The sequence below is a fragment of the Rhodococcus oryzae genome (assembly GCF_005049235.1).
Classification (GTDB): Bacteria; Actinomycetota; Actinomycetes; order Mycobacteriales; family Mycobacteriaceae; genus Rhodococcus_G; species Rhodococcus_G oryzae.
In genome coordinates, this window is record NZ_SUMD01000003.1 from 338680 (window position 1) to 364571 (window position 25892).

A 25892-nucleotide genomic window follows, 5' to 3' on the forward strand; every position below is an offset into this window, starting at 1 on the left:
CAGGGAGATCGGTGAAGCAGGCAGGGGCAGGTCGTGGCGAGGTCCGGCACACCCGGGTGGTGGTGATCGGGGCGGGTTTCGCCGGGCTCGGCATGGCGGCAGGCCTGACCCGGGCGGGTCATGACGACTTCATCGTGCTCGAGAAGGCCGGGGATGTCGGCGGCACCTGGCGGGAGAACACCTACCCCGGCTGCGAGTGCGACGTGCCGTCCGCCCTCTACTCGTACTCCTTCGAGCAGCAGGCGTGGGGCGGTGTCCGGGCATCGCAGCCGGAGATCCTCAGCTACCTGCGCAGGGTGAGCGTCAAGTACGGCCTCCGGGACAAGATCGAATTCGGCGTCGAGGTCGAGCGCGGTCACTGGGACGAGGTCGACGGGCGGTGGCACCTGTTCACCACCACTGGCCGGGAGTTCGTCGCGCAGTACCTGGTGGTCGGCACCGGAGCCCTCCATCTGCCCAAGGTGCCGAAGACGCCGGGGGCCGCGTCCTTCGGCGGACCCGCGTTTCATTCGGCGCGATGGGACCACAGCGTCGACCTCGCCGGCAAGCGGGTCGCGGTCATCGGAACCGGCGCGAGCGCGATCCAGATGGTGCCCGAGATCGCGGCCGTGGCCGGCTCGGTCCAGCTGTACCAGCGCACGCCGCCCTGGGTGTTGCCGCGCCGGGAGGCCGGGCGGCTCGCGCGCACTGTCGGGCGGGCCCCGCTGCTCCGCCGACTCGTCAGGAGCCTGACCTACTGGAACGCCGAACTCCTGGCCGTGGGTCTCAACCGGCGCCCCGCCCTGACCCGACCGATGGAGTGGCGGGCGAAGCGGCACCTCCGGCGTCAGGTCCCTGACCCCGCCCTTCGGGCGAAACTCACCCCGGACTACCGGATCGGCTGCAAGCGAATCCTGCGCTCCGACAACTATCTCCCGGCACTGACCAGGCCGGGCACGGAGCTGATCGTTGACCCGATCGCCGAGATCACGCCGGCCGGCATCGTCACCGAGGACGGGACGAAGCGCGCGGCGGACGTCATCGTGTACGCGACCGGGTTCCGGGTTGCCGGCTCGCTGGCCCGGCTGCCGCTCGTCGGGCGCGACGGCGTCAGCCTGCAGGAGCTGTGGCAGCGGGACGGGATCAGGGCGCACCTGGGGATCTCGGTGTCGGGCCTTCCCAACGCGTTCTTCCTGACCGGACCGAATACCGGTCTCGGACACAACTCGGTCGTTTTCATGATCGAGGCGCAGGTGAGCTACGCGCTCAGGGCGATGAATCTGGTGGACCGCGAGGGCGCGAACGCGCTGGATGTCCGCCCGGAGGTGCAGGCCGCATTTCATGACGACCTGCACGTGCGGCTCGCCGACGGGGTCTGGAGCACCGGCGGCTGCAGGAGTTGGTACGTGGATGCCCGCGGCGTCAACCACTCCATCTGGCCCGGCTTCTCGTGGCAGTACTGGTTGCGGACGCGACGCGTGGACCGCGGCGGCCACGAGTTACTCAAACCTCCTCAAGATTCCTTAAGCGGTCAGTGACGACGGTCATGGCGCGGTCTCCGGTGATTGTTCCCTTACCTTCAGTTGACAGATTCGGGCGCTGTGGTGGGACACTGTTCGGTGTACGGTCGTTCACTGATAGCGATTCCGTGTGGACGATGTCGTCTGAATCACGGGCCTGGAATCTCAATTTCGGCAGCCCGGCACTCCTGGGTGAGGGCGGCTGGTTCCGATATTCAGCCCGTCATCCAGGTGAACGTCTGTGCACTGAGGAAGAAGGTAGCGATGCCACGGAATGATCTGAAGTCCCTGGTTCTTCACAACGATGTACTCAAGTACGTAGACGTCGGAGACGGACCTCCCATCGTGCTCGTGCACGGACTGCTCGGATCGCACGAGTCCTGGGGCCCGCAGATCGACAAGCTGGCCAAGAACTATCGCGTCATTGCTCCCGACCTCTTCGGTCACGGTCAATCGGACAAACCGTCCGGTGACTACTCCCTCAGTGCCCACGCCGCGACTGTCCGCGACCTGATGGAACATCTCGACATCTCGGCGGCGACCTTTGTGGGGCATTCGCTTGGCGGCGGGATCTCCATGCAGATGACATACCTGTTTCCCGAGCGGGTCGACAGCCTCTGCCTGGTGAGTAGCGGTGGACTCGGGCGTGAGGTGAGCCCGTTCCTCAAGGCCGCCACCCTGCCGGGAAGCGAGCTGGTCCTGCCGGTCCTCGCCTCCGACTGGGTCAGGCGAAACACCGAGGCCGCCCTCGCGCAGCTGGGTCGACTCCGGCTGCCGTTCCAGCCCAGCCCTAGCGTCGCCGAGACCTGGCGGTCGTTCGGAACGGTGGCAGACAAGCCCACCCGCGCGGCATTCCTGGCGTCCGCCCGTGCGGTCGTGGGGCCGCGCGGTCAGACGGTCAGCGCCACGCAGCACTTCTCGAGGTTCGACACCATCGCGTCGCTGCTCATCTGGGGCGGCCGGGACACGATGATCCCCGCGTCCCACGCCGACAACGTCCGACGGGAAGTGCCGAACAGTCGCGTCGAGATATTTCGCGGCGCAGGGCATTTCCCGCAGTTGGACGAACCGGACCTCTTCTACCGCGTCCTCGACGAGTTCCTCAGCACAAACGCGACCTCGGCGGTAAAACCACCTCGCATGGTGACTCGGTAGGTTCCCGGCTCCGCCGAACCGGGACGTGACACCGCCGGGTCGCCCGTGCGGTCCGGCCCGTATCGAGCTGACGTCGGGCACGATGGGGTGATGATCCTTGTCGTCGACGACGATCCCTCGGTGCGCGAGGCCGTCGTGACCGCGCTCGAACTCGACGGACACCAGGTGCGGTCGGTCGGCGACGGGAGTGCGGCGCTGGCGGCACTCGCGCAGGACCCCTTCGCGGCGATGGTCCTCGACGTCATGATGCCGGGTGTCGACGGGCTGTCGGTGTGCCGGCTGCTGCGGGGGCAGGGCGATCGGATCCCGATCCTGGTGCTGACGGCCCGCTCCGAGGTGGGCGACAGGATCGCCGGACTCGACGCAGGCGCGGACGACTACTTGCCGAAGCCCTTCGACATCGATGAACTCGCGGCCCGGGTGCGGGCCCTGCTGCGCCGGGCGGCACCCCCCGAGGCCGTGGAATTCGGGGACCTCACGATCGACCCGGAGACACGTCGTGGCGTCCGGTCGGGTAGGAGCATCGAATTCACGCAGACCGAGTTCGCGCTGCTCGAGCTGCTGATGGCCAATGCCGGTCAGACGCTGACGCGAGAGGTCATCACCGACCGGGTCTGGGGGCACGACTTCGGACCCCAGTCCAATTCGCTGGCCGTCTACGTCAGCTATCTCCGCACGAAGCTGGAATCGGGCGGCGAGCCGCGCATCATCCAGACAGTCCGCGGACTCGGCTATCGGTTGGCGCCGCCGTGAGGCGGGGCCGCCTGCCGCTGCGGACGCGCATGGCGATCGTCACGTCGCTAGCGGTGGCGGCGGTGGTGCTCGCCTGCGCGGCGGGGGCCTACTGGATCTCTTCTCGTGAGGTGTACCGGAGCCTGGACCTCGGGCTGATCCGGGAGGCGACCGCGCTGCAGCTGCAACTGCATGCGGGCAAGGATCTGGGTGATGGGACCGAATGCGCGACCCTCGCCTCGCCCGCGTGTTTCGAGGTGCTCGACACCGTGGACGAGCGGCCCGTCGTGTTGCCGGAACCGGAGGGCGTCGACGCCGTCATCAGAGGCGAGTCGGATCCATTCCTGACCAATATCGATCTCGTGGGCCTTCCCGGTCGGATGTACGTGACCCCGCTGCTGGACGGCGGTGCGCTGTTGGTCGCCGTCCGCGCCGATCAGCAATTCCGGGCGCTGGACCAGATCGCCCGGTTCCTGGCGTTGCTGTGCGGCGTCGGCATCGTGATCAGCGCCGCGCTCGGCTACGCGGTGGCGCGCTACACCCTGCGCCCGGTCGCCCGACTCTCCCGCGAGGCGCAGTGGGTCGCGAAGGAACGCGATCCGAGTCGGGAGATCGTCGTGGACGGGTCCGACGAACTGGCGCAACTCGGCGAATCGATCAACACCATGCTTCGGGCCCTCGACGACTCCCTCCGAGCTCAGCGTCAGCTCGTCTCCGACGCCTCGCATGAGCTGAGGACACCGTTGACGGGGATCATCGCGAACGCCGAGCTATTGGCGAGAGGCGACGGGTTGACCGCCGAGCAGCAGACCAGGGTGCGGGCGGCGCTGGCACGCAGCACCGCCGACATGCGCACGCTGATCGACGACATCGTCGGCCTCGCACAGGGATCCGAACCGGACATCGCGACCGAGGACGTGGCGTTCGACGATGTCGTGGTGGAGGTGGTCGAGGCCGCCCGCGCGCACTGGCCGGTGATCGACTTCCGGGTCTCGGTCGGCGCGCACACCGTGCACGGAACTCGCGCGCGGCTGGCGAAGCTCGTCTCGAACCTCGTCGACAACGCGGCCAAGTTCACCGTGGCAGGCGGCGCGGTCGACATCACCCTGGCGGAGGGCGTCCTCACGGTGCGCGATCACGGCCCCGGCATCGACGAGGCGGACCTGGGCCTGGTCTTCGAGCGCTTCTACCGATCGGCGCGCACGCGGGGCACCGCGGGGTCCGGGCTCGGTCTCGCCATGGCGCAGCAGATCGCCCGAGCGCACGGGGCGGTGATCACCGCGGCGAACGCACCCGACGGTGGCGCGCTCTTCACGGTGCGGTTGCCACCCTCCCGGTGAGCCGCCCGCGGCTCGGCGCGCTCTGATCTTCTTCTAACGTTCGGCGCCTACCTTCGCTGGTCATGAGAGCACTGAAATCGACTCGAGCTGTCGCGACGGCAACGGTTGGGGCCGCGGCATTGGCGCTTGCGGCATCGGGATGTTCTGCAGGGCAGTCTGATTCGGCGATCCGTGTGGACGGGAGCTCGGTGATCGTGCCGATTGCCGGGGGTGAGGCGCGGGTCGACGTGAACGACCTGACCGTTCGCGGTCCCATCGAGCTGTCCGCCGCCGCGGCGACGGACCTGGGCACACCAGGGGGGATCTCGGTGGACACCGCCGGCGCGCACTGGTCGTATCCCGAGCGCGGTCTCGACGTCACGGCGACCGCCCGCGACGGTCGGCTCGTCGTCGACATGACCGGCCGCGGCGATCAGGAGCTGGCGTGGCCGGTCACGGGCGCCGGTGCGCGGGACCTGCAGCTGCCGCGGGGTGAGGGGCTGAGCATCCCGGTCGACGACGCCTTCTGGAACGACCCCGGCACCGGCCTGGTCGGGGAGGAGGGCGAGCGGCTGCAGGACCTGACCATGCCGTTCTGGGGATACAGCGCAGGCGCTCTCGGCGCGAGCTACCTTGTCCCGACCGACATCGGCACCACGTTGGAGTTCAGCTCGGTCGACGGCCGGCTGCGCAGCACGTCCGTGCACGAGTTCAGTGAGGCCAGGGACACCGGCACGTACACCGTGGCGCTGTCGGTCACCGACGGATCGCCGGTGGCGGCCGCCAAGGACTACCGCGCGCTGCTGCTGCAGCAGGGCGGCCTGCGCACCCTGAAGCAGAAGATCGCGGCGAACCCGGACACCGAGAAGCTCGTCGGCGCCTTCCACGCCTACCTGTGGGGAGACGGCCGCACGCCCGAGGCGATGCGCAGGCTCGAGGAGCTCGGCATCTCGAGGATGTGGCTGGGCTACGACTCGGACGAGCAGCCGATGAGCAGGGAGGCCGTCGAGACCGCAACGGCCGCCGGCTATCTCGTCGGCCCGTACGACACCTTCGGTAACGCGCAGGACCCGGCGGGCGAGGTCGACAATCCGTCGTCCCGATGGCCCGACGGGGTGTGGCCGGGGGACTGCGTCGTCGACGAGAACGGCGAGCGGGTGGGCGGATTCGGCGGCCGGGGCTGCTATCTGAGCTCCCAGGCGCTGGCCGCGCGCCCGGATCTGCTGGCGAGTCGGGTCGCCGCGAAGGTGGACAACGGCGCGAACAGCTACTTCCTCGACGTGGATGCGATGGGCGAGGTGTTCGACGATCACAGTCCCGACCACCCCATGACCCAGTCCGGGGACCGGCAGAACCGCCTCGATCGGATGGGGGTGATCGGCGAGGACCTGGTGCTGGGATCGGAGACGGTGGGGTCGTGGGCCAACGGCGTCGTGTCCTTCAGCCACGGCTCGAGCACGCCGGTGCTGAACGACCTCTGGAAGGTGGAGCGGGACAAGGCGACGTGGGGTGCGTACTGGGGGAAGAACGGACCGGCGGCCTTCTTCAAGCCGGTCGAGCTGCCCGCGAAGCTGCGAACCGGGATGTTCGACCCGAGGTACCGTGTGCCGCTGTACGAGACGGTGCTGCACGATTCGGTGGTCAGCACGGATCGGTGGGAGCTGTCCTTCAACAAGCTGCCGTCCGAGCAGACCGCCCGCGCGCTGCTCGCGATGCTCTACAACACCCCGTTGAACTACGCCCTGAACGCACAGACCATCGCCGAAGAGGGTCCGCGGATGGCGACCATGCAGAAGTTCTTCGCCACCATCCAGGAGGCAGCCGGGACCGAGCCGATGACCGACTTCCGCTGGCTGACCGAGGACCGCACGGTGCAGCGCACCACCTTCGGCGACGGAATGCTCGAGGTCACGGCGAACTTCGGCGATCGCGCCTTCGAGGATGCCGACCTCGGAGCGGTGCAGCCGGGCTGCGTGGCCGCATCGATCGGCGGCGAGGTGACGACGCTGTGTCCGTGACGAGGCGCCGCGGCCGGGCCGCCGATCAGCCGCCCAGCATCGCCACGCCGAGGGTGGACTCCGGCACCGCGAACCCCTCGATCAGCGTCAGGGCGTGCGGGCGCAGCGTCCGGCAGCGTTCGTTGACGCCGCGGGTCACCGCCTTCGCGCGCTCGACGGACAGGTGCCGATGCTCCATGAACCAGGCCTTGTCGTCCTCGATGACCGTGAGCGCGTACAGGTCACACAGGTCACCGAGCAGGTCGGCTGCGGTCTCGTCCTCGCACGAGTCGATGCCTGCGACGAACGCCTCCAGCACCACCCGGTCGATGTGCGCCTCGGCCGCGCGCAGCACGTGGTCCTGGACGGAGTTGAAGGCGTCGAACGGATCGTCCTCGCGCTTCTGCGCGGCCTGCAGCCGCCGGGCCGCCGTGGACAGCAGGTATTCCTCGCGGTCCTCGAACATATTCAGCTGGGTGCCCCGGTTGAACAGGCTGCCGTCCTCCTCGTTGTCCTGCCGGGTGTCGAGGATGGTCTGGATGATCTGCTGGGCCGCGGTGCGCTTCTTGACCACATCGGAGACGGTGGTGGCGGCGAAGCGCATCCAGTCGACGGGACTCATGCCGCGCACCTCGTCGGCATACGAGGTGAGCAGCTCCTTCGCGACGAGCTGGGTGAGGACGTGGTTGTCGCCCTCGAAAGTGGTGAACACGTCGGTGTCGGCCTTGAGCGCGACGAGCCGGTTCTCGGTGAGATACCCGGCGCCGCCGCAGGCCTCGCGGCATTCCTGGATCGCGCGGGTGGCGTGCCAGGTGTTGGCGGCCTTGAGGCCGGCAGCCCTGGCCTCCAGTTCGCGCTGCTCCTGCGGGTCCACCTCGTCCGCGGTCTGGATGTCGTGCAGCCGGGTCACCAGCTGGTTCTGCGCGAAATGCAGGGCGTAGGACTTCGCGATCAGCGGCAGCAGCCGGCGCTGGTGGACCAGGTAGTCCATGACGAGGACCTCGTCGTCGCTCTTGGGCTTGTCGAACTGCCTGCGCTGCAACGCGTATCGGGTCGCGATGCTCAGCGCGACCCGGGCGGCCGCGCCCGCGGCACCGCCGACGGTGACGCGGCCGCGGATCAGGGTGCCCACCATGGTGAAGAAGCGCCGGTTCGGGTTCTCGATCGGGGAGGAGTACGTCCCGTCCTCCGCCACGTCGGCGTATTTGTTGAGAAGGTTCTCCCGCGGCACCCGCACCTGGTCGAAGACGATCCGGCCGTTGTCGACCCCGGGCAGGCCGCCCTTGTGTCCGCAGTCGGAGGTGGTGACCCCCGGCAGGTCGGCGCCGTCCTCGCCGCGGATCGGCACCACGAAGCAGTGCACGCCCCGCGACGTCGCCTCCTCGCCCGGTGCCGCGGTGATCAACTGGGCGAACACCGCCGCCATCCGGGCGTGTTGGGCCGCACCGCCGATGTAGTCCTTGCGGGACGACGGGGTCGGGGAGTCGATCACGAATTCCTGCGTGGCCGGGTCGTAGGTCGCGGTGGTCTCCAGCGCCTGCACGTCGCTGCCGTGGCCGGTCTCGGTCATCGCGAAACAGCCGAGCAGGTCGAGGTCGATCAGCGGCTTGACGTAGGCCGCGTGATGGCGTGCGGTGCCGAGGTTCTCGATGGCGCCGCCGAACAGACCCCACTGGACGCCCGCCTTGACCATCAGCGAGAGGTCCGACATGGCGAGCATCTCGATGCTCGTCACCGCGGCGCCGACGTCGCCGGTGCCGCCGTGCGCGGCCGCGAAGCCGTTGGCCGCGTAGCCGGACTCGGCCAGAATCCGCATCTGCTCGAGCGCCGTGGCTCGGGCGGCCTGGAGGTCGGGGGTGAAGTGCGGGGCGAATTCCTCGCGGGTCAGGTCCACCCGGACCTTCTCGCGCACCTCCCGCCACTGCCCGTCGAGTGTGGTCCGCAGGTGGTCCGCTGTGGTGGCCATGGGTCCGACGGTAGCGCAGCGGTGGCGGTCATGCGCCGGCGTCGCGGCGCGTTCCGGCGCGCGGGTCGACGGTGCTGCTCGGAGGGTGCCCGCCGCCCTATGCTGACCTCGCCAGGTCAGGGTCGAGATGCCGATGCGCGAGGACGACGATGATCACGCTGATACCCGACAACCAACGCCGCACCCTCGACGAGCTCGGCGATCGCCTGGACCTCGAGGTCGGTGATGTCACAGCCAAACGGTCGGCCTACTGGCTGATGTTGCTGCTGTCCGCGACGATCGCCGTCGCCGGTGTGATCAGCGACTCCACCGCGACCGTCATCGGAGCGATGATCGTGGCCCCGCTATCGACCCCGATCCTCGGCATCGGGCTCGGCATCGTCACCGGACGGGCCGGTGCGGTGGGCCGGAGCATTCTGTACGTCCTCGTCAGTGCCATCGCCGTCGTCGCGCTCGGTGCGCTGATCGCGCAGCTTCTCCCGAATCCCACCAATGTGCTGACCAATTCGCAGGTGACGGGGCGCACCTCGCCGACGCTGATGGATCTGCTGGCCGCGATCGCTACCGGGTTCGCCGGGTCGATCGCCATCGCCCGCCGCGACGTCGGTGACGTGCTCCCCGGGGTGGCGATCGCCATCTCGCTCGTACCGCCGCTGGGAGTCGTCGGCGTCTGCCTCGGGTCGGGTGCGCCGTCCCTCGCCGCCGGGGCGCTGGTGCTGTTCCTGTCGAACATGCTGGCCCTCGTCACCGCCTGCACGATGGTCCTCATGCTCGCGGGTTACGCGCGTGATGCGGCCGAAACCCCCGGGACGGTTCGGCGCACCCGCGCCTACCTCGCCATTGCCGCGGCGTCCGTCGTCGTGGCCGTCCCGATGGTGCTCAATTCGCTCTCGAGTCTCTGGGCGAGCCAGGTGCGCGATGCCACGGAGCAGTGGCTCAGTGGGACCCCGTCCGCCGAGGTCGGCACGGTGACGGTCCAGTCGGACACCGTCCTCGTCGATGTCACGAGCCCGGCCGACCTACCACCGATCGACGATCTCCAGGCCTCGGTGGACGAGATCGTCCCCTGGAATCCGGCCGTCGTGGTGCAACACACCGTCGGTCAGCGAGTCGAGGGCGACGGGTAGCGGTTCACCTCCTGCGCGGCACCGCGGGCAGGATCGTCCCGGTCACCTCGCCCAGCCCGAACCGTCCGCCTGCGGGGGAGGGTGCGGTGGCCGCGATGGTCACCACGTCGCCGTCCTCCAGGAAGGCGCGGGTGCTGCCGTCGGCCAGGGTGATCGGTGCCCGGCCCGCGTCGGTCAGCTCGATCAGCGAGCCGACCTCGTCGCGTCCGGGCCCGGAGACGGTCCCCGAGGCGAACAGGTCACCGGTGCGCAGGCGGGCGCCGTTGGCGGTCAGGTGCGCCAACATCTGCGCGGGCGACCAATACATACCGCGGTAGCGGGGCCGGGAGACGACCTGCCCGTTCAGCTGGACCTCGAAATCGATGTCCAGACCCCAGTTCTCGGTGTCGTGCAGGTAGTCGAGCGGCTCCGGGTCCTGCGCTCCGATGGGCAGCCGGGCCGCCTCCAGCGCGGCCAGGGGTACCACCCACTGCGAGATCGAGGTGGCGAAGGACTTGCCGAGGAAGGGGCCGAGCGGCACGTACTCCCAGGACTGCAGGTCGCGGGCGGACCAGTCGTTGAGCAGGACGACGCCGAAGACGTGATCGGCGAAGTCCGCTGTCCGGATGCAGGTTCCGAGATCGCTCGGGGTACCGACCACGAAAGCCAGCTCGACCTCGATGTCGAGCCTGCGGGTCGGACCGTCGGTTGGAGACGACTCGTCCGGGGCCTTGCGCTGGCCGGTGGGTCGCACGATTGCGGTGCCGGATGGTACGACCGTGCCGGCGCGGCCGTGATAGCCGATCGGCAGGTGCTTCCAGTTCGGCGGTAGCGGCGGCTCGCCGGGACGGAACATCCGGCCCAGGTTGGTGGCGTGCTGCTCGGACGCGTAGAAGTCCACGTAATCGGCGACGTCGAACGGCAGGTGCATCTGCACCTCGGACAGCGGGTGCAGATACGGCCGGATCCGCTGTCGGTTCGCCGGGTCCGCCACCAGCTCGGTGATCTCAGCGCGTACCTCCGCCCAGCGCGCGCGACCGAGGGCGAGGAAGGCGTTGAGGGTGGTCGACCGCAGCGCGGCCTCGTCGACGACTGAGGTGAGGTCGAGCACCTGGTCGCCGATCGCGACACCGATGTGCCGGTGCAGGGCGCCGGTGGAGAACACGCCGTACGGGAGCTGTTCGGTCATTCCTGGGTCCCTCCCAGTCCGAAAGTGGCAGGGCCGCCGCCCGATCGGGTGGGCGCGAGGCCGAGCCGGACCGCCTCGAGCATCGGGGTCTCGGTGTCGCACGACCCGAAACAGGTCAGCACCGCCCGGGCAGGCACCGGGTCGTGCAGCGCGCGGGCGACCCCGCGCAGCCGGTCTCGGTCCTCGTCGGCCAGCATCGCGGCGGTCTCCGCAGCCGATCCGGATCGAGCGCTGTCCGCGGCCAGCACCAGGTTGAGGAACCCGTGATGGGTGATGCCGGTCGACTGGTCGGTCTGCCGGATCGCGTGGTGCAGCCCTGCGGTGGCCTTGGCGGGCACTCCCGCGCCCGCGGCCGTCACCAGCGCGGCGGCCAGGGCGGCCGGCGTCGGGAACAGTTCGGCGTCGGTCCCGCCGCAGCGCAGCTTGACCCCGAGCGGCGCCCCGTCTCCGGCCCGGCGCTCGGCAAGCGCGGTGATCACCCCGGCGGCGTCGGCGAAGGTCGCCGGCTCCACGAACAAGGGCACCGCCGCTTTCGCGCCCCCGGCGGCGTCGATCAGCGCAGCCAGGTCGCCGGGTCTCGCCGTCAGCCTCGACTCGACGCCGACCACCTCGGCGCAGGGGGAGTGGTGCAGTGCCGCAAGGGCGTCCGCGAGCGCCGGCAAGTCCGTGGTGACCAGCACCGCGAACCGGTCGTCGGCGTCGAGGTGGCCGAGCAGCTCGGGGATCCGCGACGCGGGGCACACGAACCGGTGCGTGAGCATCGGTTGGCCGGACGCGAGGTCGCGGCGGTGGCGGGTCACCGCCGCCGCCATGTCGAGCCCGGCGGGTTCGAACAGGCCTGCGTCGTCGACCAGGTGCGCGAGCAGGGCGGTCATGACGACGGCCCCCGGCCAGACCAGGACCAGGCGTAGGCGGGATCCTCGACGGCCAGCCCACCCTCGCCGAGAGCGAGCGGCCGGAAGGTGTCGACCATGACCGCGAGTTCGTCGAAGAACTCGGCGCCGATACTGGCCTCGGCCGCCCCCGGCTGCGGTCCGTGCGCGATTCCGCCGGGGTGCAGGGAGATCGAGCCGCGGCCGATGCCCGAGCCCCTGCGCGCCTCGTAGTCGCCGTCGACGTAGAACATGACCTCGTCGGAGTCGACGTTGGAGTGGTAGTACGGCACCGGGATGGCGAGCGGGTGGTAGTCGACCTTGCGCGGCACGAAGTTACAGATCACGAACCCCGCGCCCTCGAACACCTGATGGGCGGGCGGGGGCTGGTGCACCCGGCCGGTGATCGGTTCGAAATCGGCGACGTTGAAGGTGTACGGGTAGAGGCAGCCATCCCATCCGACCACGTCGAACGGGTGGGTGGGGTAGACCAGGCGGGTGCCGACGAGCCCGGTTCTCCCGCGGTGTTTGACCAGCACCTCGACGTCGGCGGCGTCGCGGAGCAGCGGCTCGGTCGGCGCGTGCAGGTCGCGCTCGCAATAGGGCGCGTGTTCGAGCAACTGCCCGAAGCGCGACAGGTAGCGGTGGACGGGACCGATGTGGCTGCTCGATTCGATCGCGTACGCGCACAACGGTTCACCGGGGTTCGGCAGCCACCGATGGGTGGTGCCGCGCGGGAGCAGGACGTAGTCGCCACGGCGGGCGCCCAGCGACCCGAACACGGTCTCGACGGTGGCGGAACCGGCCTCGACGAAGACGCACTCGTCGCCGACGGCATTCCGGTACAGGGGCGAATCCAGCTGCGCCGCGACGTAGGAGATCTGGACGTCGTCGTTGCCGAGCACGAGGCGTCGACCGGTCACGGGGTCGGTGTCCCCGGGACTCCGCGCCAGCTCGTGGAGCTTGAGGTGCCGCGACCGGAGGGGGTGGTTGGGCGTCAGCGACTGGTCGGGGAGTCCCCATGCCGTCGAGTCGACGATCGCCGAGGGGGTGCCGAGGTGGTACAGCAGCGCGGAGTCGGAGGAGAAGCCCTCCTCGCCCATGAGTTCCTCGCGGTAGAGGTCGCCGCCGGGCGCGCGGAACTGCGTGTGGCGCTTCGGTGGCACCTGGCCGACCTGGCGGTAGAAGGGCATGACGTTCCTCCCGGCGTCGAGCTGCGGACCGCCCCCTCGGACCCGTTGTGTGATGCGGATCACATCAGTCGTCACTATATCGCCGCGGGTCTGGCAGATGGCTAAGTCCTGGGTCTAGACTCAGTACCGTGACATGCACCCTCTCTGAAACCCTCGCCGTGGTCGGCGAGCGGTGGGCCCTGCTGATCGTTCGCGAGGTCGCGCTCGGCCTCCGCCGCTTCGACGAGCTCCGGGCCGCCACCGGCGCGCCGCGCGGGGTGCTGTCGGACCGCCTGCAGCGGCTCATCGCCGCGGGCGTGTTGGCCACCAGGGACTACCGGGTCCCGGGCAGCCGGGCCAGGCAGGAGTACGTCCTCACCGATGCGGGGCTGGACCTGTTGCCGGTGCTGGCCGCGTTCTCCGACTGGGGGGAGAAGCACCTCGCCGACGGCGGGGTGCCCGAGGTGGTCTACCGGCACACGGGCTGCGGCGGCCGGGTGACCGCGCGCCTTGTGTGTGAATGCGGCGGCGACGCGGATGTGCACGACCGAGTCATCGCCCAGGTCAACCGCTGAGTCCGACGCTCGATCCTGTCGCAGATATCGAGACAGCAAGTACCGAGACAGCAAGTACCGAGACAAAGGAGTGCTCCATGTCCCTGGCAACCACCACCGATGCCGCCTTCGCCGCCGACGTGCTCTCGTCCGAGACGCCGGTCCTCGTCGAGTTCACCGCCAGCTGGTGCCCTCCGTGCAAGATGGTCGCGCCGGTCCTCGAGCAGATCGCGGACGAGGAGTCCGGTCGCCTCGCCGTCATCGCCTTGGACGTCGACGAGAACCCCGGGATTGCCAGGGAGTATCAGGTGATGAGCATGCCGACCATGGCATTGTTCATCGGCGGAGACGTGGTCACGACGATGGTCGGCGCCAAGCCCCGCGCGGCGATCATGCGGGCACTGGAGCCGCATCTGCCGGCGGCCTGACCCCCGCCGCTGATCGCCGAGTGTGCACCTGCCGGCGCTCGCTCTCGGGCGACGCGCCGGCAGGTGCACACTCGGCGGAATCCGGGCTGCCGCCGCCCGGTAACTTACTGAAAAGTAACCTTACTCAGAAGTCAGGAACTCTGTTACGCTCACGACCCTGTGATGGGCGCCACGGGGGCGGTGCTCGCGAGGCTCGAGTCACACGCGAGGCGGGAGCGGGATGGCGGCGACTGAAGAACCGGCGGTGGTGCTCGCCGTGCCCGCCGAGGCGGAGCCGGCCACGGCGCCGGACAAGCCGAACATGTTCGCGCATTTCTCCGCGGAGATGGGCCTGCTGTTCGTGTTCACCGTCCGGGTCGCCCTCGCCGCGCTGACCAGCGTGCGCCGCCGCAGGCTGGCCTGGCGCGGATGCGTCGACCAGATGTGGTTCCTCGCCCACGTCACCACGGTCGCCTCGGCCCTGGTGATGATTCCGCTCGGCGTGGGGGTCGCGCTGCAGATCGGCTCGCTGGCCGACCAGATCGGTGCGGGGGCCTACAGCGGCGCGGTGGTGGCGTTCCTCATCATCGGTCAGGCGGGCCCGCTGGTCTGCGCCCTGATCATCGCGGGCGTCGGCGGATCCGCGATCTGCGCGGACCTGGGCGCCAGGACCATCCGCGAGGAGATCGACGCCCTCGAGGTCCTCGGACTGCCGGTGCTCGAACGGCTCGTCGTGCCGCGGATGATCGCGATCGCCGTGGTGTGCGTGCTGCTCAACTCGATCGTCCTCGTCATCGGGCTCGGCGCGAGCCTGCTCGTGCACGTGCTCATCCTGGACGGCAATTCACAGAGCTTTCTGCGCAACGTCGTGCAGTTCAGCCAGCCCGCCGACTTCGTCGTCTCCGGACTCAAGGCCGTGGCCTTCGCCCTCATCTCGGGAATCGTCGCCAGCTACCGGGGCCTGACCGTGAAGAAGGGCGCGCAGGGCGTCGGGGATGCCGTCAACGAGACCGTGGTGCTCTCGTTCATCCTCGTGTTCATCGCGAACCTGGCGATCACCCAGTTCTATCCGCTCTTCGTCTCGGTGAAGGGCGCCTACTGATGCACCTTCCCGTCGCGATCCGCACCAGGCGTTTCGGTCAACGGACCGTCTCGCTGTTCGCCCGGCTCGGCGAGCAGCTCACCTTCTACGCCCAGGTCGTCGCCGCCGTCCCCGCCACGATCGTCCGCTACTGGCGCGAGGTCATGCGCCTGATCGCCCAGATCGCGTTCGGGTCGGGCACCCTGCTGGCGGGCGGGGGCAGCGTCGTGGTCATCTTCGCGATCTCCTTCTTCGCGGGCTCGCAGATCGGGCTCGAGGGCTACCGCGGGCTGAACCTGGTCGGGCTCGCCCCGCTGTCCGGGGTCATGTCGGCGATCGCGAACACCAGGGAGGTGGCGCCGCTCGTCGCCGCGATCACCCTGGCGGCCAAGGTCGGCACGGGTTTCACCGCCCAGTTGGGCGCGATGCGGATCTCGGACGAGATCGACGCGCTCGACGTGATGGCCATCCCGTCGCTGCGGTACCTGGTGACCACCCGGGTGCTCGCGGCCATGATCGCGGTCATCCCGCTCTACCTGGTCGGCCTCTTCGCCTCGTACATGGCGACGGCCCTCGCGGTTGTCGGCGTCAAGGGACAGTCGGAGGGCACCTACGGCTACTACTTCAGCTTGTTCCTCTCGCCGAACGACATCTGGCTCTCGCTGGTGAAGGTGCTGGTGTTCGCGGTGGTGGTGACGCTGGTGCACTGCTACTACGGGTACACCGCCACCGGCGGGCCGGAGGGCGTCGGCAGGGCCGCAGGCCGGGCGCTGCGCACCAGCATCGTGTTCCTCGCCTTCACCGACGTCGCCATGACCGTCGCGCTGTGGGGCCTCAAGCCGCAGGTGCCGGGGCTGACCGGATGAGCCTGCGGTCGACGGTCCTCGGTGGCGGCACGGCCGCGCTCGCACTGCGCGGCGCGCTCGCGGTGCTCGTGTTCGGCGGCGCCTACGTGTTCCTGTTCGCATGGGGAGCAAGGACATTCGAGTCGCCCGCCCGGGTCACCGCGACCGTCCCGGCGAGCGCGGGCGCGTTGAAGGTGGACTCGGCCATCCAGTACCGCGGGGTGAACGTGGGCCGGGTCGAGCGGATCGACGCGGGTACCAGGGACTCGCTGATCACCCTCGGATTCGACGAGGAGGCGATGGCGAGCATCCCCGCCGACGTCCAGGTGCGGCTCATGCCACGCACGGTCTTCGGCGACTACTACGTGGACCTGGTATCGCCGGAATCCGCGGACCGAAGCGCCGCGGCCCCGTCCCTGCGGCCCGGTGGCACCGTGCGGGCGGACCAGTCGGAGGCCGCCGTCCAGCTGTACCAGGCGTTTTCGCGGATCTACGAGTTGGTCGGCGCGATCGACCCGGCCGACCTCAACGCCGCACTGACCGCGGTGGCCACCGCGCTCGACGGTGAGGGCGCCCGGCTGGGGGAGTCGCTCGACGCGCTGCACCGGACGCTGGCCGCCTCGGAGCCGGTGCTGGACGGCTTCGGCGACGACCTCGACGACATCGCCGAGCTGGCAGGCGAACTCGACGCGGCGGCCCCAGACGTGCTCGCCACCCTGGACAACTCGATCACCGTGTCCAGGACCATCGTCGAAAAGCAGCAGGGCCTTGCCGCGCTGCTCGCGGCGGGCACCCGCACGGCGGAGGAGGCCACCGCCGCAGGCGACAGCCGAGATCGCATCATCACCCTCGTCGACGACACCGACGGGCTGCTCGACTCGCTCACCGCCAGGCCCGGGCAGATCACGACCGTCTATCAGGGCCTGCAGAACCTGGTGACGACGCTGCCACCCGCCGTCGCGAGCGGGCCATGGCTGAACTCCGACCTCAAGCTCTCGGCCAATGACCTGCAGCCGTACCGGAAGGCGCAGTGCCCCACCTACGGTGACCTCGAGGGGCCGAGCTGCACACAGACGGCGCCCAACCCGCTCGCGCCGCTGTTCGGCGGAACCGTTGGCCCGGTGGGCGGCCCCGCGGAGAAGTCGCAGATCTCCCGGTTGTTCGGGACAGCCGGCGATCTCGAGTCGGTGATGGCCGGGCCGATCCTGCGCGGCACCACGGTGGTGCGCTGATGTCGGTCCGGTCCAGTCTCGTTCGCTTCGCGGTGTTCGCCGCGCTGTCGCTTGCCAGCACCCTCGTCGTGTTCAGCACGCTCATCAACCCCGTCGCCGGGGCGTCGTCCGAGTATCGGGCGGTGTTCACCGACGGCACCGGGCTGGTGCCGGGCAGCGACGTGCAGATCTCCGGCGTGCGCGTCGGCCGGGTGAACGGCGTCGATCTGGTGGACAACCAGGCGGTGGTCACCTTCCGGGTGGAGGCCGACCAGCGGATCCCGATCGACGGCCGGGCCGTGGTCCGCTACGCCGACCTGCTCGGGGCGCGCGCGGTGACCATCGAACCCGGTCCTAGCGGCCCGATGACGTCCGAATTCCTCTCGCCCGGTTCGACGATTCCCGTCGAGCGCACCCAGCCGGCGCTGGACCTGACCTCGGTCCTCGGTGGATTCCGCCCGCTGTTCGACGCGCTCGACCCAGCCGGGGTGAACCAGCTCGCGACTGAGATCGTCCGGGTGTTCCAGGGGCAGGGCGCCACCATGGAGAGCCTGCTGCGCCGCACCGTGGCCGTCACGGAGAACCTCGCCTCGAAGGACGCGATCATCGACGAGCTGATCGCGAACCTGGGCGGCGTGCTGAAGGTGACCGTCGACAATCGCCCGAACTTTGTCGAGCTGATCGACTCGCTGAATGCCCTCGTCGGCGGGCTGGCCGAGGACCGCGACCAGATAGGGAACGCGCTGGATTCGGCAGGGGCCCTTGCGAACAACCTGGCGGGGGTCTTCGACCAGGTGCAGCCCGACCTGGCGCCGGCCCTGCGCTCGCTCGACGCGACCGCGGACGTCGTGGTCGCGAATCAGACGGCCCTGCACGACGGCACCGTGGCCTTCGACGAGCTGTTCACCAAGCTCGGTGTGGCCGCGAGCTACGGCAGCTGGGTCAACATCTACCTGTGCAACGTCCGGTGGAGCGCCCTGGACCGGTCGGTGTCGCTCGAGGGACCGCAGCGGTCGGCGGTGTGCCGGTGAACTGGTTGACGGTCAAGCACCCGGCCCGGGCCGGGGTGATCTGCGTGTTCGTCGCGCTGGGGATCATCGCGGCCGCGCTCGCCGTCCCCAAGCTGATCCTGTCGCTGCGGACAGGCGAGTACCACGCCCTTGTCGCCAACGCGACCGGGCTCGCGCCCGCGGACACCGTCAACGTCGCCGGGGTGCCCAGCGGGGTGGTGACCTCGATGACCGTGCGCGGCAACACCGTCGATGTCGGTTTCCGGCTGGACGACGGCGTCGTGCTCGGTGACCGGACGTCGGCGGAGATCAAGATCTACACCCTGCTCGGCCGCCGATCCCTCGACATCGTCCCCGCGGGCCAGGGGCGGATGGCGCCGGGCGGGGCCATCCCCCTCGAGCGGACGAGCGTCCCGTTCACGCTCGACGACCTGGGCCGTGGCGCCGAGAACACCACCGAGAACCTCGATCTCGAGCAGCTGCGGGCAATGGTCGAGACGATCGGGCAGGTCGCCCCCGACGACCCCGAGCTGATCGGACGGTCACTGGAGGGCATCACGACGGTGAACGAGGCCGTCACCCGCAACTCGGAGTCGATCGGAGCGCTGCTGAGCAGTGCGCAGGCCACCACGCAGACCCTGGTCGACCAGAAGGACGCCCTGGTGACCCTTTTGGGCAACGCCGAGCTGCTCACCAGCACGCTCGCCGACCGCCGCGCCGTGATCGGGTCGCTCATCGCCGACATCAACCGGCTCACCACCGCGGCGAGCCAGTTCCTCGGCGAGAACCAGCCCCTGCTGGACTCGGTGCTCACCGAACTCGATGCCGTCACGGCCGTCCTCACCGAGAACGAGCAGACCCTCACGACCCTGCTCGAGAACTTCGCGCCCAGCGTCCGCTACATCACCAACGCGACGGGCAACGGGAACTGGCTCGACCTGAACTTCCCGTCCACCCTGATCGGCGACAACTGGCTCTGCGTGTCCGGACTCGTCCAGGGGTGCAAGTGATGCGGCGGGCCATCGGATGGCGCATCGGTGCCCTCGCCGCGGTGGTGGGGGTCGCGGCGGGGCTCGTCGCCTACGTGGTGCGGCCCGAGGCGACGATGACGATCACCGCCGAGTTCGCGCAGACGGACGCCGTGTTCCCCGGCAACCGGGTGACTGTGCTCGGCGTGCCGACCGGACGGATCGAGACGGTCACCCCCGCGGGCTCGCGCGTGCGCGTCACGATGAGTCTGCCGCGGGGGACGAAGATCCCGGCGGACGCACAGGCCTGGGTGATGTCGCCGTCGGTGGTCAGCGACCGCACAGTGGAGCTCGACCCCGGGTACGTCGACGGTCCGAGCCTGCCGGACGGCGCGGTGATCCCGCTCGAGCGCACCCACTCTCCGCTCTCCTGGGATCAGCTGACCCGGTCGGTCAACGAGCTCACCCTTGCCCTCAACCCCGCGGCGGCCGCACCGGGCGCGGGGATCGGCGACCTGCTGCACACCACGGCCAACGCGCTCGAGGGGAACGGTCAGCCCTTCCACGACGCGGTCACGACGATCACCCAGGCCACATCGGTGGTCGCCGGGAAGTCCGCGGACATCACGCAACTCGTCGACGGTCTCAACGTCCTGGTGCAGGCGATCTCCGACAACCAGGGCACGGTCAACTCGCTCGTCGACTCGATCACGGTCACCGCCGACGAGTTCTCCGGACAGCGCGACGACATCACCGGTGCGTTGTCCGCACTGACCGAGCTGCTCGGACAGGTCTCCGCGCTGCTGTCCGTGCACGGCGCCGGATTGACCTCCGATGTCGCCCAGCTGGCCCAGCTCACCGGCGCGATCGCGACCAAGCAGAACCAGCTCGCGGAGATCCTCGACACGGCGCCAACCGGATTCGAGAACGTGTCCAACCTGGTGACCGACGACGGCAGGGCCCGGGTCCGGCTCAACGTGTCGACGAATCTCTCGCAGTTCCCCGCGACGAAGGCGCTGTGCGAGAAGCTCCCGATCCCGATGTGCCAGGGGCCGGGGCTGGTCAACCCGATCGAGTTCCCGCCGAACCTCGAGGGCACCGACCTGAGCTACCTGTTCGCGGGGGGCAGGTGATGGGCCGCGTGACCGGTTGTGCCGCAGCGCTCCTCGCGGCCGCGGTGCTGTCCGGGTGCGGTGCCAACTTCCAGCACCTCCCGGTGGGGCGCGAGGTGGACGGCCCGTCGTATCCGATCGCGTTCGAGTTCACCGACGCCTCGTTACTTCCGGTCGGCGGCGAGGTGCGTATCGGCCAGGCCGTGGTCGGCCGGGTGAGCTCGATGACGGTGGAGCGGTTCCAGGCATTGGTGCGGGCCAACATTCGCGAGGACATCCGCCTGCCCGTCGGGACCACCGCCCGCATCGAGCTGACCACCCCCATCGGGGATGCGTTCGTCAATCTGAGGGTTCCGGACCAGGGCGACGCGCGAACCATCCCGCCGGGCGCGACGATCGATGTCTCCGACACCGCGCGCGGACCGGACGTCGCGCAGTTGCTGTCCGTCGTGGGAACGATGCTCAACGGCAGCGGGATCGCCCAGGTGAAGACGATCGTCGAGGAGTCGAACCAGATCCTCTCCGGCCGTGAGGACATGATCCGGGACCTGCTGGGGCGGGTGGACCGCCTGCTCGGCACCCTCGACGGCAGAAGGGATTCGATCAACGGGGCCATCGATTCGCTCAATCGGTTGTCCGCGACGGTCTCGGCCGAGAGCGCGACCATCGATCAGGGTCTGCGGGCGGCCGCACCCGCCGTCGACGTGCTCACCGAGCAGCGGCAGGCCATCATGACGCTGCTCGACAAGTCGCACGCGCTGAGCGTCCAGACGAACGCGGTGCTGGAGCAGTCCGGCGATCAGATCGTCGACATCGTCGGCAACCTCACCCCGATCCTCGACCAGTTCGCGGCGATGGGCCCGACGCTCTCGGACACGATGGGCAAGCTCGAGGGCGCGCGGGACCTGGTGCTGCGCGCAGCACCAGGCGACTACGTCAACATCGACCTCAACGTCGACCTCGGGGCTTCGGTGCGCGGACTGCTCAGTGAGGTCATCCCGGGGGCGGCGCCGCCCGTGCCCGCGCCGCCCGCGGCCATGCCCGCGTCCCATCCGGCGATCGAGGGCCTGTCCCAGCTCGTGACGGGCGGCACGCGATGAAGAAGCGCACCGTCTACTTCGAGATCGTCGCCTTCCTGGTCCTCGCCGTGGTGAGCACCGTCTACGTGGTCACACAGGTCGGCGGGCCGGATCCGCTCCGCGGCTCCTACGAGGTCACCGTGCAGATGGACAACAGCGCCGGGATCGCGGCGGGCTCGGAGGTCGCCTACCGCGGCGTCACCGTCGGCAAGGTCGCCGCCGTCGAGTTGGCGCCGGATCGGTCCACCGTCGACCTCACGCTGACGCTGCGGCGGAACGTCGAGATCCCCGCCGACTCGCACGCGGCGGTCGCCCAGGACACGGCGGCGCCCGTGCTCAAGATGCAGCTGTCCTCGGATTCGGACGCTGGCCCCTTCTTGGGGCAGGGTTCCCTGATCCCCAAGGAACAGACCAGCATCCCGGTCCCGCTCGGCACCGTGATCACGAACTTCAACGCGATCGCGGACACCGTGGCGCCCGCGGACCTGCAGACGCTCGCCAAGGAGCTCGGCGACGGTCTGCGCGGGGTGGGCCCGGACCTCCGGAAGACGGTGGAGAACTTCGACTCCATCGTGTCGATGATCGAGCTGAACCAGCCGAAGGTCGTGTCGATGGTGGACAGTTCGCGGGACCTGTTCGAGGCGAACGAGCAGAATGTGCGGGCCCTCCCGCAGATCGCGGCGTCGCTGCGGCAGATCACCGATCAGGTGCGCGAGGCGGATCCCGAGATCCGCGAGCTTCTCGACGAGACGCCCGCGATACTGGCCGATCTGGTGGTCCCGTTCCTGGCACAGAACCGGGAGTCCTTCACGCTGCTGCTCGCCAACTCGCTGGTCTCCTCGCAGATCGTCGCGGCTCGGATGCCCGCGGTCGACGCCCTGCTGGTCGCCGTCCCGAACGGGTTCACCAAGCTCGGCAGCATCGTCCGTGACGGTCGCGCCCAGCTCGACCTCGTGACCGCGGTGGGACCGGTGTGCTTCTACGACACCGAGCGGCGGTCGGTGCAAGACACCACCGCCCGCGAGCTGGACCGGGACCAGTACTGCACGGACGAGTCGGGCCGGGTGCAGAAGCGTGGCTCGCAGAACGTGCCGCGTCCGGACTCGCCTCCGGCACCGCCGCAGGCGGACTCGGCCGGGGGAGTGCGGGAGTTCGCGGGCGTCACCTCCTACGACCCCGCCTCGGGTCGGATCCCGGCGGGCGACGGCACCGCCGTCCGGATGGGCCTGGCAGGCGGGCAAACGCAGATCCTCGGTGACCAATCGTGGGCAGCTCTACTACTACAGGGAACGCAATGAGCGACAGCGAGACAACCACAGTCGAACCAGCGGCCATGCCGGACGCGGAAACCGTCGGGCAGGAAAAGGGTCGGCGGCTCACCAGACGCGCGCTGGCGGCGCTCGCCGCCGCGGTGGTCCTGCTCGGCCTGCTCGGCTGGGGTTCGTACACGATCTGGGCGGACCACCAGCAGGAGCAGGCCAGGACGGAGGCCCTCGACGCGGGTCGGCGATTCGCAACCGATCTGGCGACGTACAGCTTCGAGAACCTCGACAACAACCTGTCCGTGGTCAGGGGGAACTCGGTGGGCGAGTTCGCCGGGCAGTACACGCAGGTGGCGTCGAACCTCAAGGACATGATCGTGCAGTACAAGGCCACCTCGTCGGCCGAGATCATCGCGGCGGGACTCGCCGAGACCGGCCGCGACAGCGCGGAGGTGATCGTGTTCCTCGACCAGACCGTCACCAATTCCAACTCGCCGGAACCGAGGGTGGACCGAAACCGCATGCAGCTCTCCCTCGTCCGGGACGGCGGTGAGTGGAAGCTCGCCAACGTCCAGTTGCTCTAGCCCCATCCACACACCCAGGAGGACAGATGAGTCGCAGAAAGCGCAGGGCAGCACAGGCTCTGGTGGCAGGCAGGGAGCCGAAGAACCCGGTCGTCATCCGGGCCCGCAGCGCGGACAGCATTCCCGCGCGGGTGCTCGGAGTGGCCCTGGCGGGCGCCGGTGCTGCGCATTTCACCGCACCACGCGCGTTCGACGGGCTGACCGCGAAGGCCTTCCCCCGCGAGACGCGGCAGTGGACCTACCGCAACGGCGCGACCGAGCTGCTGCTCGGACTGGCGATCGTCTACCGCCGGACCCGGGTCCTTGGCTCGGTCGGCCTGTTCGCCTACACCGCCTGGCTCGGCGGTCAGCTGGCCCGCCGCCGCTGAGCCGTTGGCCGCCGAGTGTGCACCTCCCGGGGCATCGGCCGAGTGGGAGTGTCGGGAGGCGCACACTCGCCGGACGTTTTAGGGCTGACCCGGCGGGAGTGGTTGGTGGACTAGCGAACCGGCGTTGGAGCCGGGATGTGCTTCCCGAAGTCGCTCGCGACCAGGTAGCCAACCCAGGCTCGGATGGCCTGGGGAAGGGGAGGGGTCGCCAGTCCGGCCCGCTCGGCGAGTGCCCGCGCGGATTCGGTCGGGTACCGGTCGGCGGAGAGGAAGCCGAGCGTCTCCGGATCGGCGCCGGTCAGCCGCGCGGGCAGCCGCCGGATCAGCCCGACCGGCACGTGGAATCGAGGGGGCCGCACGCCGAGGGTCTGCGCGACGTCGCGGAGCAGGTCGCCCAGCAGCGGCGTGTCCTCGTCGAGAACCCACAGCGCCGCACCGGGTTCCGCGTGCTCGGGCACAGCGGCGAGGAACCGGGCGAAGTAGTCCGCGGTGACCACGGGGACCCAGACGTCCCTGCCGCCGGGGATCACCGGGAGCTTGCCGAGGTGGAGGTCGCGGACCATGTCGGCCAGCCCGATGAACTGGGTGGTCTCGCCGGTCTCGGAGTCGCCGATGACCGTCGACGGGTTGACGATCGCGTATGGGATGCCGCTGGCCTCGGCGTGATCGCGCACGGCGTGGTCGGCCTCGATCTTGCTGGCCTCGTAGGCGCCCTTGTCCCGGTAGAGCGTCGCTGTCACGGTCGCGCCTGCCACGCGATACCCGCTGATGTGCACGAACCGTCGCAGCTGCCGGAGTTCCTGCGCCCAGCGCAGCGCGGCCACCGCCCCGTCGACGTTGACGGCGCGGGCCTCGGACTCGGTGAGCCCGAAGGCGAACCGGCCGCCCAGGTTGTAGACGTCGCGCACGGTGGGCAGCGGATCCAGGCCGAGGTCGGGCGCGGTCAGGTCCCCGTCGACGACGGTCAGCAGCTCGGTGTTCCCACCGTGGGCGGCCACCCAGCCGCGGAGTTCGTCGCCGCGTTCGGCCGCGTTCCGGACCATGGCGGCGACGTGCCTGTCCTGGCGGGTGAGTTCGGGGATCAGCCACCGGCCGATCAGTCCGGTGGAGCCGATGACCAGGGTGTCGGGGGTACTCATGAGGCCTCCAGTGTGTTCGGGTCGCTGCGCAGGCTCCGTGCCAGCAATTTCCGGACCGCGCGGACCGCGGCGTCGATGGGTTCGCGGGACCGCCGGACCCGGCCGACCAGGAGTGCGCCCTCGATGAGGGCGAATACCTCGGTGGCGAGCGCGGCGTCGCCGAGGAGGTCCGCGAGGGAGGCCTCCCAGTCGGCGTAGATCTCGGCGCACACCCCGCCGAGCGGGTCGGTGCCCGCCGTCTCGAGGGCGACCGTCGCGATCGGGCAGCCCTTGGTGAAGTCGGAGGCGACCTGTCGGTCGGCGAGCGCCTCCAGGATCCGGGTGATGACATCCGCCGGCGAGCCGCCGAGGGAGCCGGCCATCAGATCGTCGAGCGTGCCCGCGCTCTGCCGGAGCGCGGCCTCGACCAGCTCGTCCTTGCCGCCGGGGAAGTGGAAGTAGAGCGAACCGCGCGGCGCCCCGCTTCGTTCGAGCACCTCGGTGACGCCGGTCGCCGCCACCCCCTTCTCCTCGACCGCCGCCGCCATGACCGTGATCATCCGCAGCCTGGTCTCCTCGCCCTTCTTCATGAGCTCAATATAGACCGGTCTACATATTTTAGCGAGCGGTGGCGGCCCGGCGCCCCGTCGAGTGTGCAGTTGCCGCGGCATCGACCGAGTGCGGGCGACGGAAACTGCACACTCGGCGGTCAGCGCACCGCAGCCCGCACCAGCGGCAGGTGGCGAAGCGGGATCTGGTTTTCGAGCGCGATCACCGTGGACGACCGCAGCACGTTCAGCCCGTCCACGATCTGGTTGATCACCCGCTGCAGGTCCGAATGTGTCCGCGCCACCACCCGGATCAGCACGTCGCCCGCGCCGGTGGTGGTGTGCGCCTCGAGCACCTCGGGAATCGCGGCGAGGTGCTCGACGACCGCGCGGTGCCCCCTGCCCTGGACGATCTCCAGGGTTGCGAACGCGGTGACCGGAAAGCCAAGGGCCTCGGCATTGAGGGTGGGGGCCAGGCTCTCGATCACTCCCTCGCGTTCGAGGCGGGTCAGGCGGGCCTGCACGGTGCCGCGGGCGACGCCAAGCCGGCGGGACGCCTCCAGCACCCCCACCCGCGGCTCGGCGTGCAGGAGCTCCAGCAGGTCGGCGTCGAGGCGATCGATGCTCATCGGTGCGCTCCTGGTCACTTTGTCCAACAATTCACCGTCGCGCTCCAGCATTCTGTACATATTGAGCAGCGTCAATCCTCATCGTTGCGCAGGTCGGGGGCCGAGGTCA

Annotated in this window: 25 protein-coding genes; 18 read left to right on the plus strand and 7 right to left on the minus strand. The window is 69.6% G+C overall.

Going from position 1 to position 25892, the window contains the following annotated elements; all coding sequences use genetic code 11:
- The first annotated feature begins 11 nt into the window (after positions 1-11).
- From FCG67_RS07860 to FCG67_RS07880, 5 genes are all read left to right on the plus strand, one after another.
- The gene (locus FCG67_RS07860; protein ID WP_246044925.1) at positions 12-1517 is read left to right on the plus strand and encodes a flavin-containing monooxygenase; all 1506 of its coding nucleotides are present in this window, start codon (positions 12-14) and stop codon (positions 1515-1517) included.
- Between the two features lie 246 nt (positions 1518-1763).
- Complete coding sequence (locus tag FCG67_RS07865; RefSeq protein WP_136908694.1) at positions 1764-2654, plus strand: alpha/beta fold hydrolase; 891 nt, start codon at positions 1764-1766, stop codon at positions 2652-2654.
- Between the two features lie 87 nt (positions 2655-2741).
- A complete protein-coding gene (locus FCG67_RS07870; protein ID WP_246044926.1) occupies positions 2742-3407 on the plus strand; it encodes a response regulator transcription factor in 666 nt (221 codons plus the stop codon).
- 29 nt (positions 3408-3436) lie between these two features.
- Positions 3437-4726 carry a HAMP domain-containing sensor histidine kinase gene (locus FCG67_RS07875; protein ID WP_136908698.1) on the plus strand — a complete coding sequence of 430 codons (1290 nt, stop codon included), beginning with the start codon at positions 3437-3439 and terminating at the stop codon, positions 4724-4726.
- Positions 4727-4914: 188 nt separating this feature from the next.
- Complete coding sequence (locus FCG67_RS07880; RefSeq protein WP_136908700.1) at positions 4915-6723, plus strand: glycoside hydrolase; 1809 nt, start codon at positions 4915-4917, stop codon at positions 6721-6723.
- A gap of 25 nt (positions 6724-6748) precedes the next feature.
- Here FCG67_RS07880 and FCG67_RS07885 read toward each other — a convergent pair whose 3' ends face one another.
- Positions 6749-8668, minus strand: coding sequence for an acyl-CoA dehydrogenase family protein (locus tag FCG67_RS07885; RefSeq protein WP_136908702.1), 1920 nt, complete (start codon positions 8666-8668; stop codon positions 6749-6751).
- A 149-nt stretch (positions 8669-8817) separates the two neighbouring features.
- Here FCG67_RS07885 and FCG67_RS07890 point away from each other — a divergent pair, with 149 nt between their 5' ends.
- Complete coding sequence (locus FCG67_RS07890) at positions 8818-9795, plus strand: DUF389 domain-containing protein (RefSeq protein WP_136908704.1); 978 nt, start codon at positions 8818-8820, stop codon at positions 9793-9795.
- Between the two features lie 4 nt (positions 9796-9799).
- On the opposite strand, the gene fahA is transcribed toward FCG67_RS07890, so the two are convergent.
- Genes fahA through FCG67_RS07905 form a run of 3 tightly spaced genes read right to left on the minus strand, consistent with a single transcriptional unit; the run spans position 9800 to position 13028 of the window.
- Positions 9800-10963 carry a fumarylacetoacetase gene (gene fahA / locus FCG67_RS07895; RefSeq protein ID WP_136908706.1) on the minus strand — a complete coding sequence of 388 codons (1164 nt, stop codon included), beginning with the start codon at positions 10961-10963 and terminating at the stop codon, positions 9800-9802.
- Positions 10960-11838 carry a hypothetical protein gene (locus FCG67_RS07900; RefSeq protein ID WP_136908708.1) on the minus strand — a complete coding sequence of 293 codons (879 nt, stop codon included), beginning with the start codon at positions 11836-11838 and terminating at the stop codon, positions 10960-10962. The genes fahA and FCG67_RS07900 overlap by 4 nt, the downstream gene beginning before the upstream one ends.
- Positions 11835-13028 (minus strand): homogentisate 1,2-dioxygenase, encoded by a 1194-nt coding sequence (locus FCG67_RS07905; protein WP_136908710.1) that lies wholly within the window; start codon positions 13026-13028, stop codon positions 11835-11837. The genes FCG67_RS07900 and FCG67_RS07905 overlap by 4 nt, the downstream gene beginning before the upstream one ends.
- 128 nt (positions 13029-13156) lie before the next feature.
- Between FCG67_RS07905 and FCG67_RS07910 the strand changes: the two genes are divergently transcribed.
- The 12 genes from FCG67_RS07910 to FCG67_RS07965 all read left to right on the plus strand — a co-directional run bounded on the left by FCG67_RS07910 (position 13157) and on the right by FCG67_RS07965 (position 23488).
- Positions 13157-13582 carry a winged helix-turn-helix transcriptional regulator gene (locus FCG67_RS07910; protein WP_077040672.1) on the plus strand — a complete coding sequence of 142 codons (426 nt, stop codon included), beginning with the start codon at positions 13157-13159 and terminating at the stop codon, positions 13580-13582.
- A gap of 77 nt (positions 13583-13659) precedes the next feature.
- Entirely contained in the window at positions 13660-13989 is a 330-nt protein-coding gene (gene trxA, locus FCG67_RS07915) for a thioredoxin (protein WP_136908712.1), read from the plus strand.
- A 220-nt stretch (positions 13990-14209) separates the two neighbouring features.
- Positions 14210-15070: an MlaE family ABC transporter permease gene (locus FCG67_RS07920; RefSeq protein ID WP_246044927.1), complete on the plus strand. Its 861-nt coding sequence runs from the start codon at positions 14210-14212 to the stop codon at positions 15068-15070.
- Positions 15070-15915, plus strand: a complete 846-nt coding sequence (locus FCG67_RS07925; protein WP_136908714.1) for an MlaE family ABC transporter permease — start codon at positions 15070-15072, stop codon at positions 15913-15915. The genes FCG67_RS07920 and FCG67_RS07925 overlap by 1 nt, the downstream gene beginning before the upstream one ends.
- Positions 15912-17126, plus strand: coding sequence for an MCE family protein (locus tag FCG67_RS07930; protein ID WP_136908716.1), 1215 nt, complete (start codon positions 15912-15914; stop codon positions 17124-17126). Before FCG67_RS07925 ends, FCG67_RS07930 begins: the two co-directional genes overlap by 4 nt.
- Entirely contained in the window at positions 17126-18136 is a 1011-nt protein-coding gene (locus tag FCG67_RS07935; protein ID WP_136908718.1) for an MCE family protein, read from the plus strand. Before FCG67_RS07930 ends, FCG67_RS07935 begins: the two co-directional genes overlap by 1 nt.
- Positions 18133-19125: an MCE family protein gene (locus FCG67_RS07940; RefSeq protein WP_246044928.1), complete on the plus strand. Its 993-nt coding sequence runs from the start codon at positions 18133-18135 to the stop codon at positions 19123-19125. Before FCG67_RS07935 ends, FCG67_RS07940 begins: the two co-directional genes overlap by 4 nt.
- Complete coding sequence (locus FCG67_RS07945; RefSeq protein WP_136908722.1) at positions 19125-20216, plus strand: MCE family protein; 1092 nt, start codon at positions 19125-19127, stop codon at positions 20214-20216. The genes FCG67_RS07940 and FCG67_RS07945 overlap by 1 nt, the downstream gene beginning before the upstream one ends.
- A complete protein-coding gene (locus tag FCG67_RS07950) occupies positions 20216-21295 on the plus strand; it encodes an MCE family protein (RefSeq protein WP_136908724.1) in 1080 nt (359 codons plus the stop codon). Before FCG67_RS07945 ends, FCG67_RS07950 begins: the two co-directional genes overlap by 1 nt.
- Positions 21292-22572, plus strand: a complete 1281-nt coding sequence (locus FCG67_RS07955; protein ID WP_136908725.1) for an MlaD family protein — start codon at positions 21292-21294, stop codon at positions 22570-22572. The genes FCG67_RS07950 and FCG67_RS07955 overlap by 4 nt, the downstream gene beginning before the upstream one ends.
- On the plus strand, positions 22569-23120 hold the full coding sequence (locus FCG67_RS07960) for a hypothetical protein (RefSeq protein ID WP_211243143.1): 552 nt from the start codon (positions 22569-22571) through the stop codon (positions 23118-23120). The genes FCG67_RS07955 and FCG67_RS07960 overlap by 4 nt, the downstream gene beginning before the upstream one ends.
- Before the next feature lie 26 nt (positions 23121-23146).
- Positions 23147-23488: a hypothetical protein gene (locus FCG67_RS07965; RefSeq protein ID WP_246044930.1), complete on the plus strand. Its 342-nt coding sequence runs from the start codon at positions 23147-23149 to the stop codon at positions 23486-23488.
- A gap of 110 nt (positions 23489-23598) precedes the next feature.
- On the opposite strand, the gene FCG67_RS07970 is transcribed toward FCG67_RS07965, so the two are convergent.
- From FCG67_RS07970 to FCG67_RS07980, 3 genes are all read right to left on the minus strand, one after another.
- Positions 23599-24627: an SDR family oxidoreductase gene (locus FCG67_RS07970; RefSeq protein WP_136908727.1), complete on the minus strand. Its 1029-nt coding sequence runs from the start codon at positions 24625-24627 to the stop codon at positions 23599-23601.
- The gene (locus FCG67_RS07975) at positions 24624-25196 is read right to left on the minus strand and encodes a TetR/AcrR family transcriptional regulator (protein ID WP_136908729.1); all 573 of its coding nucleotides are present in this window, start codon (positions 25194-25196) and stop codon (positions 24624-24626) included. Before FCG67_RS07975 ends, FCG67_RS07970 begins: the two co-directional genes overlap by 4 nt.
- Before the next feature lie 119 nt (positions 25197-25315).
- The gene (locus FCG67_RS07980) at positions 25316-25783 is read right to left on the minus strand and encodes an Lrp/AsnC family transcriptional regulator (protein ID WP_169310469.1); all 468 of its coding nucleotides are present in this window, start codon (positions 25781-25783) and stop codon (positions 25316-25318) included.
- Between the last annotated feature and the right edge of the window lie 109 nt (positions 25784-25892).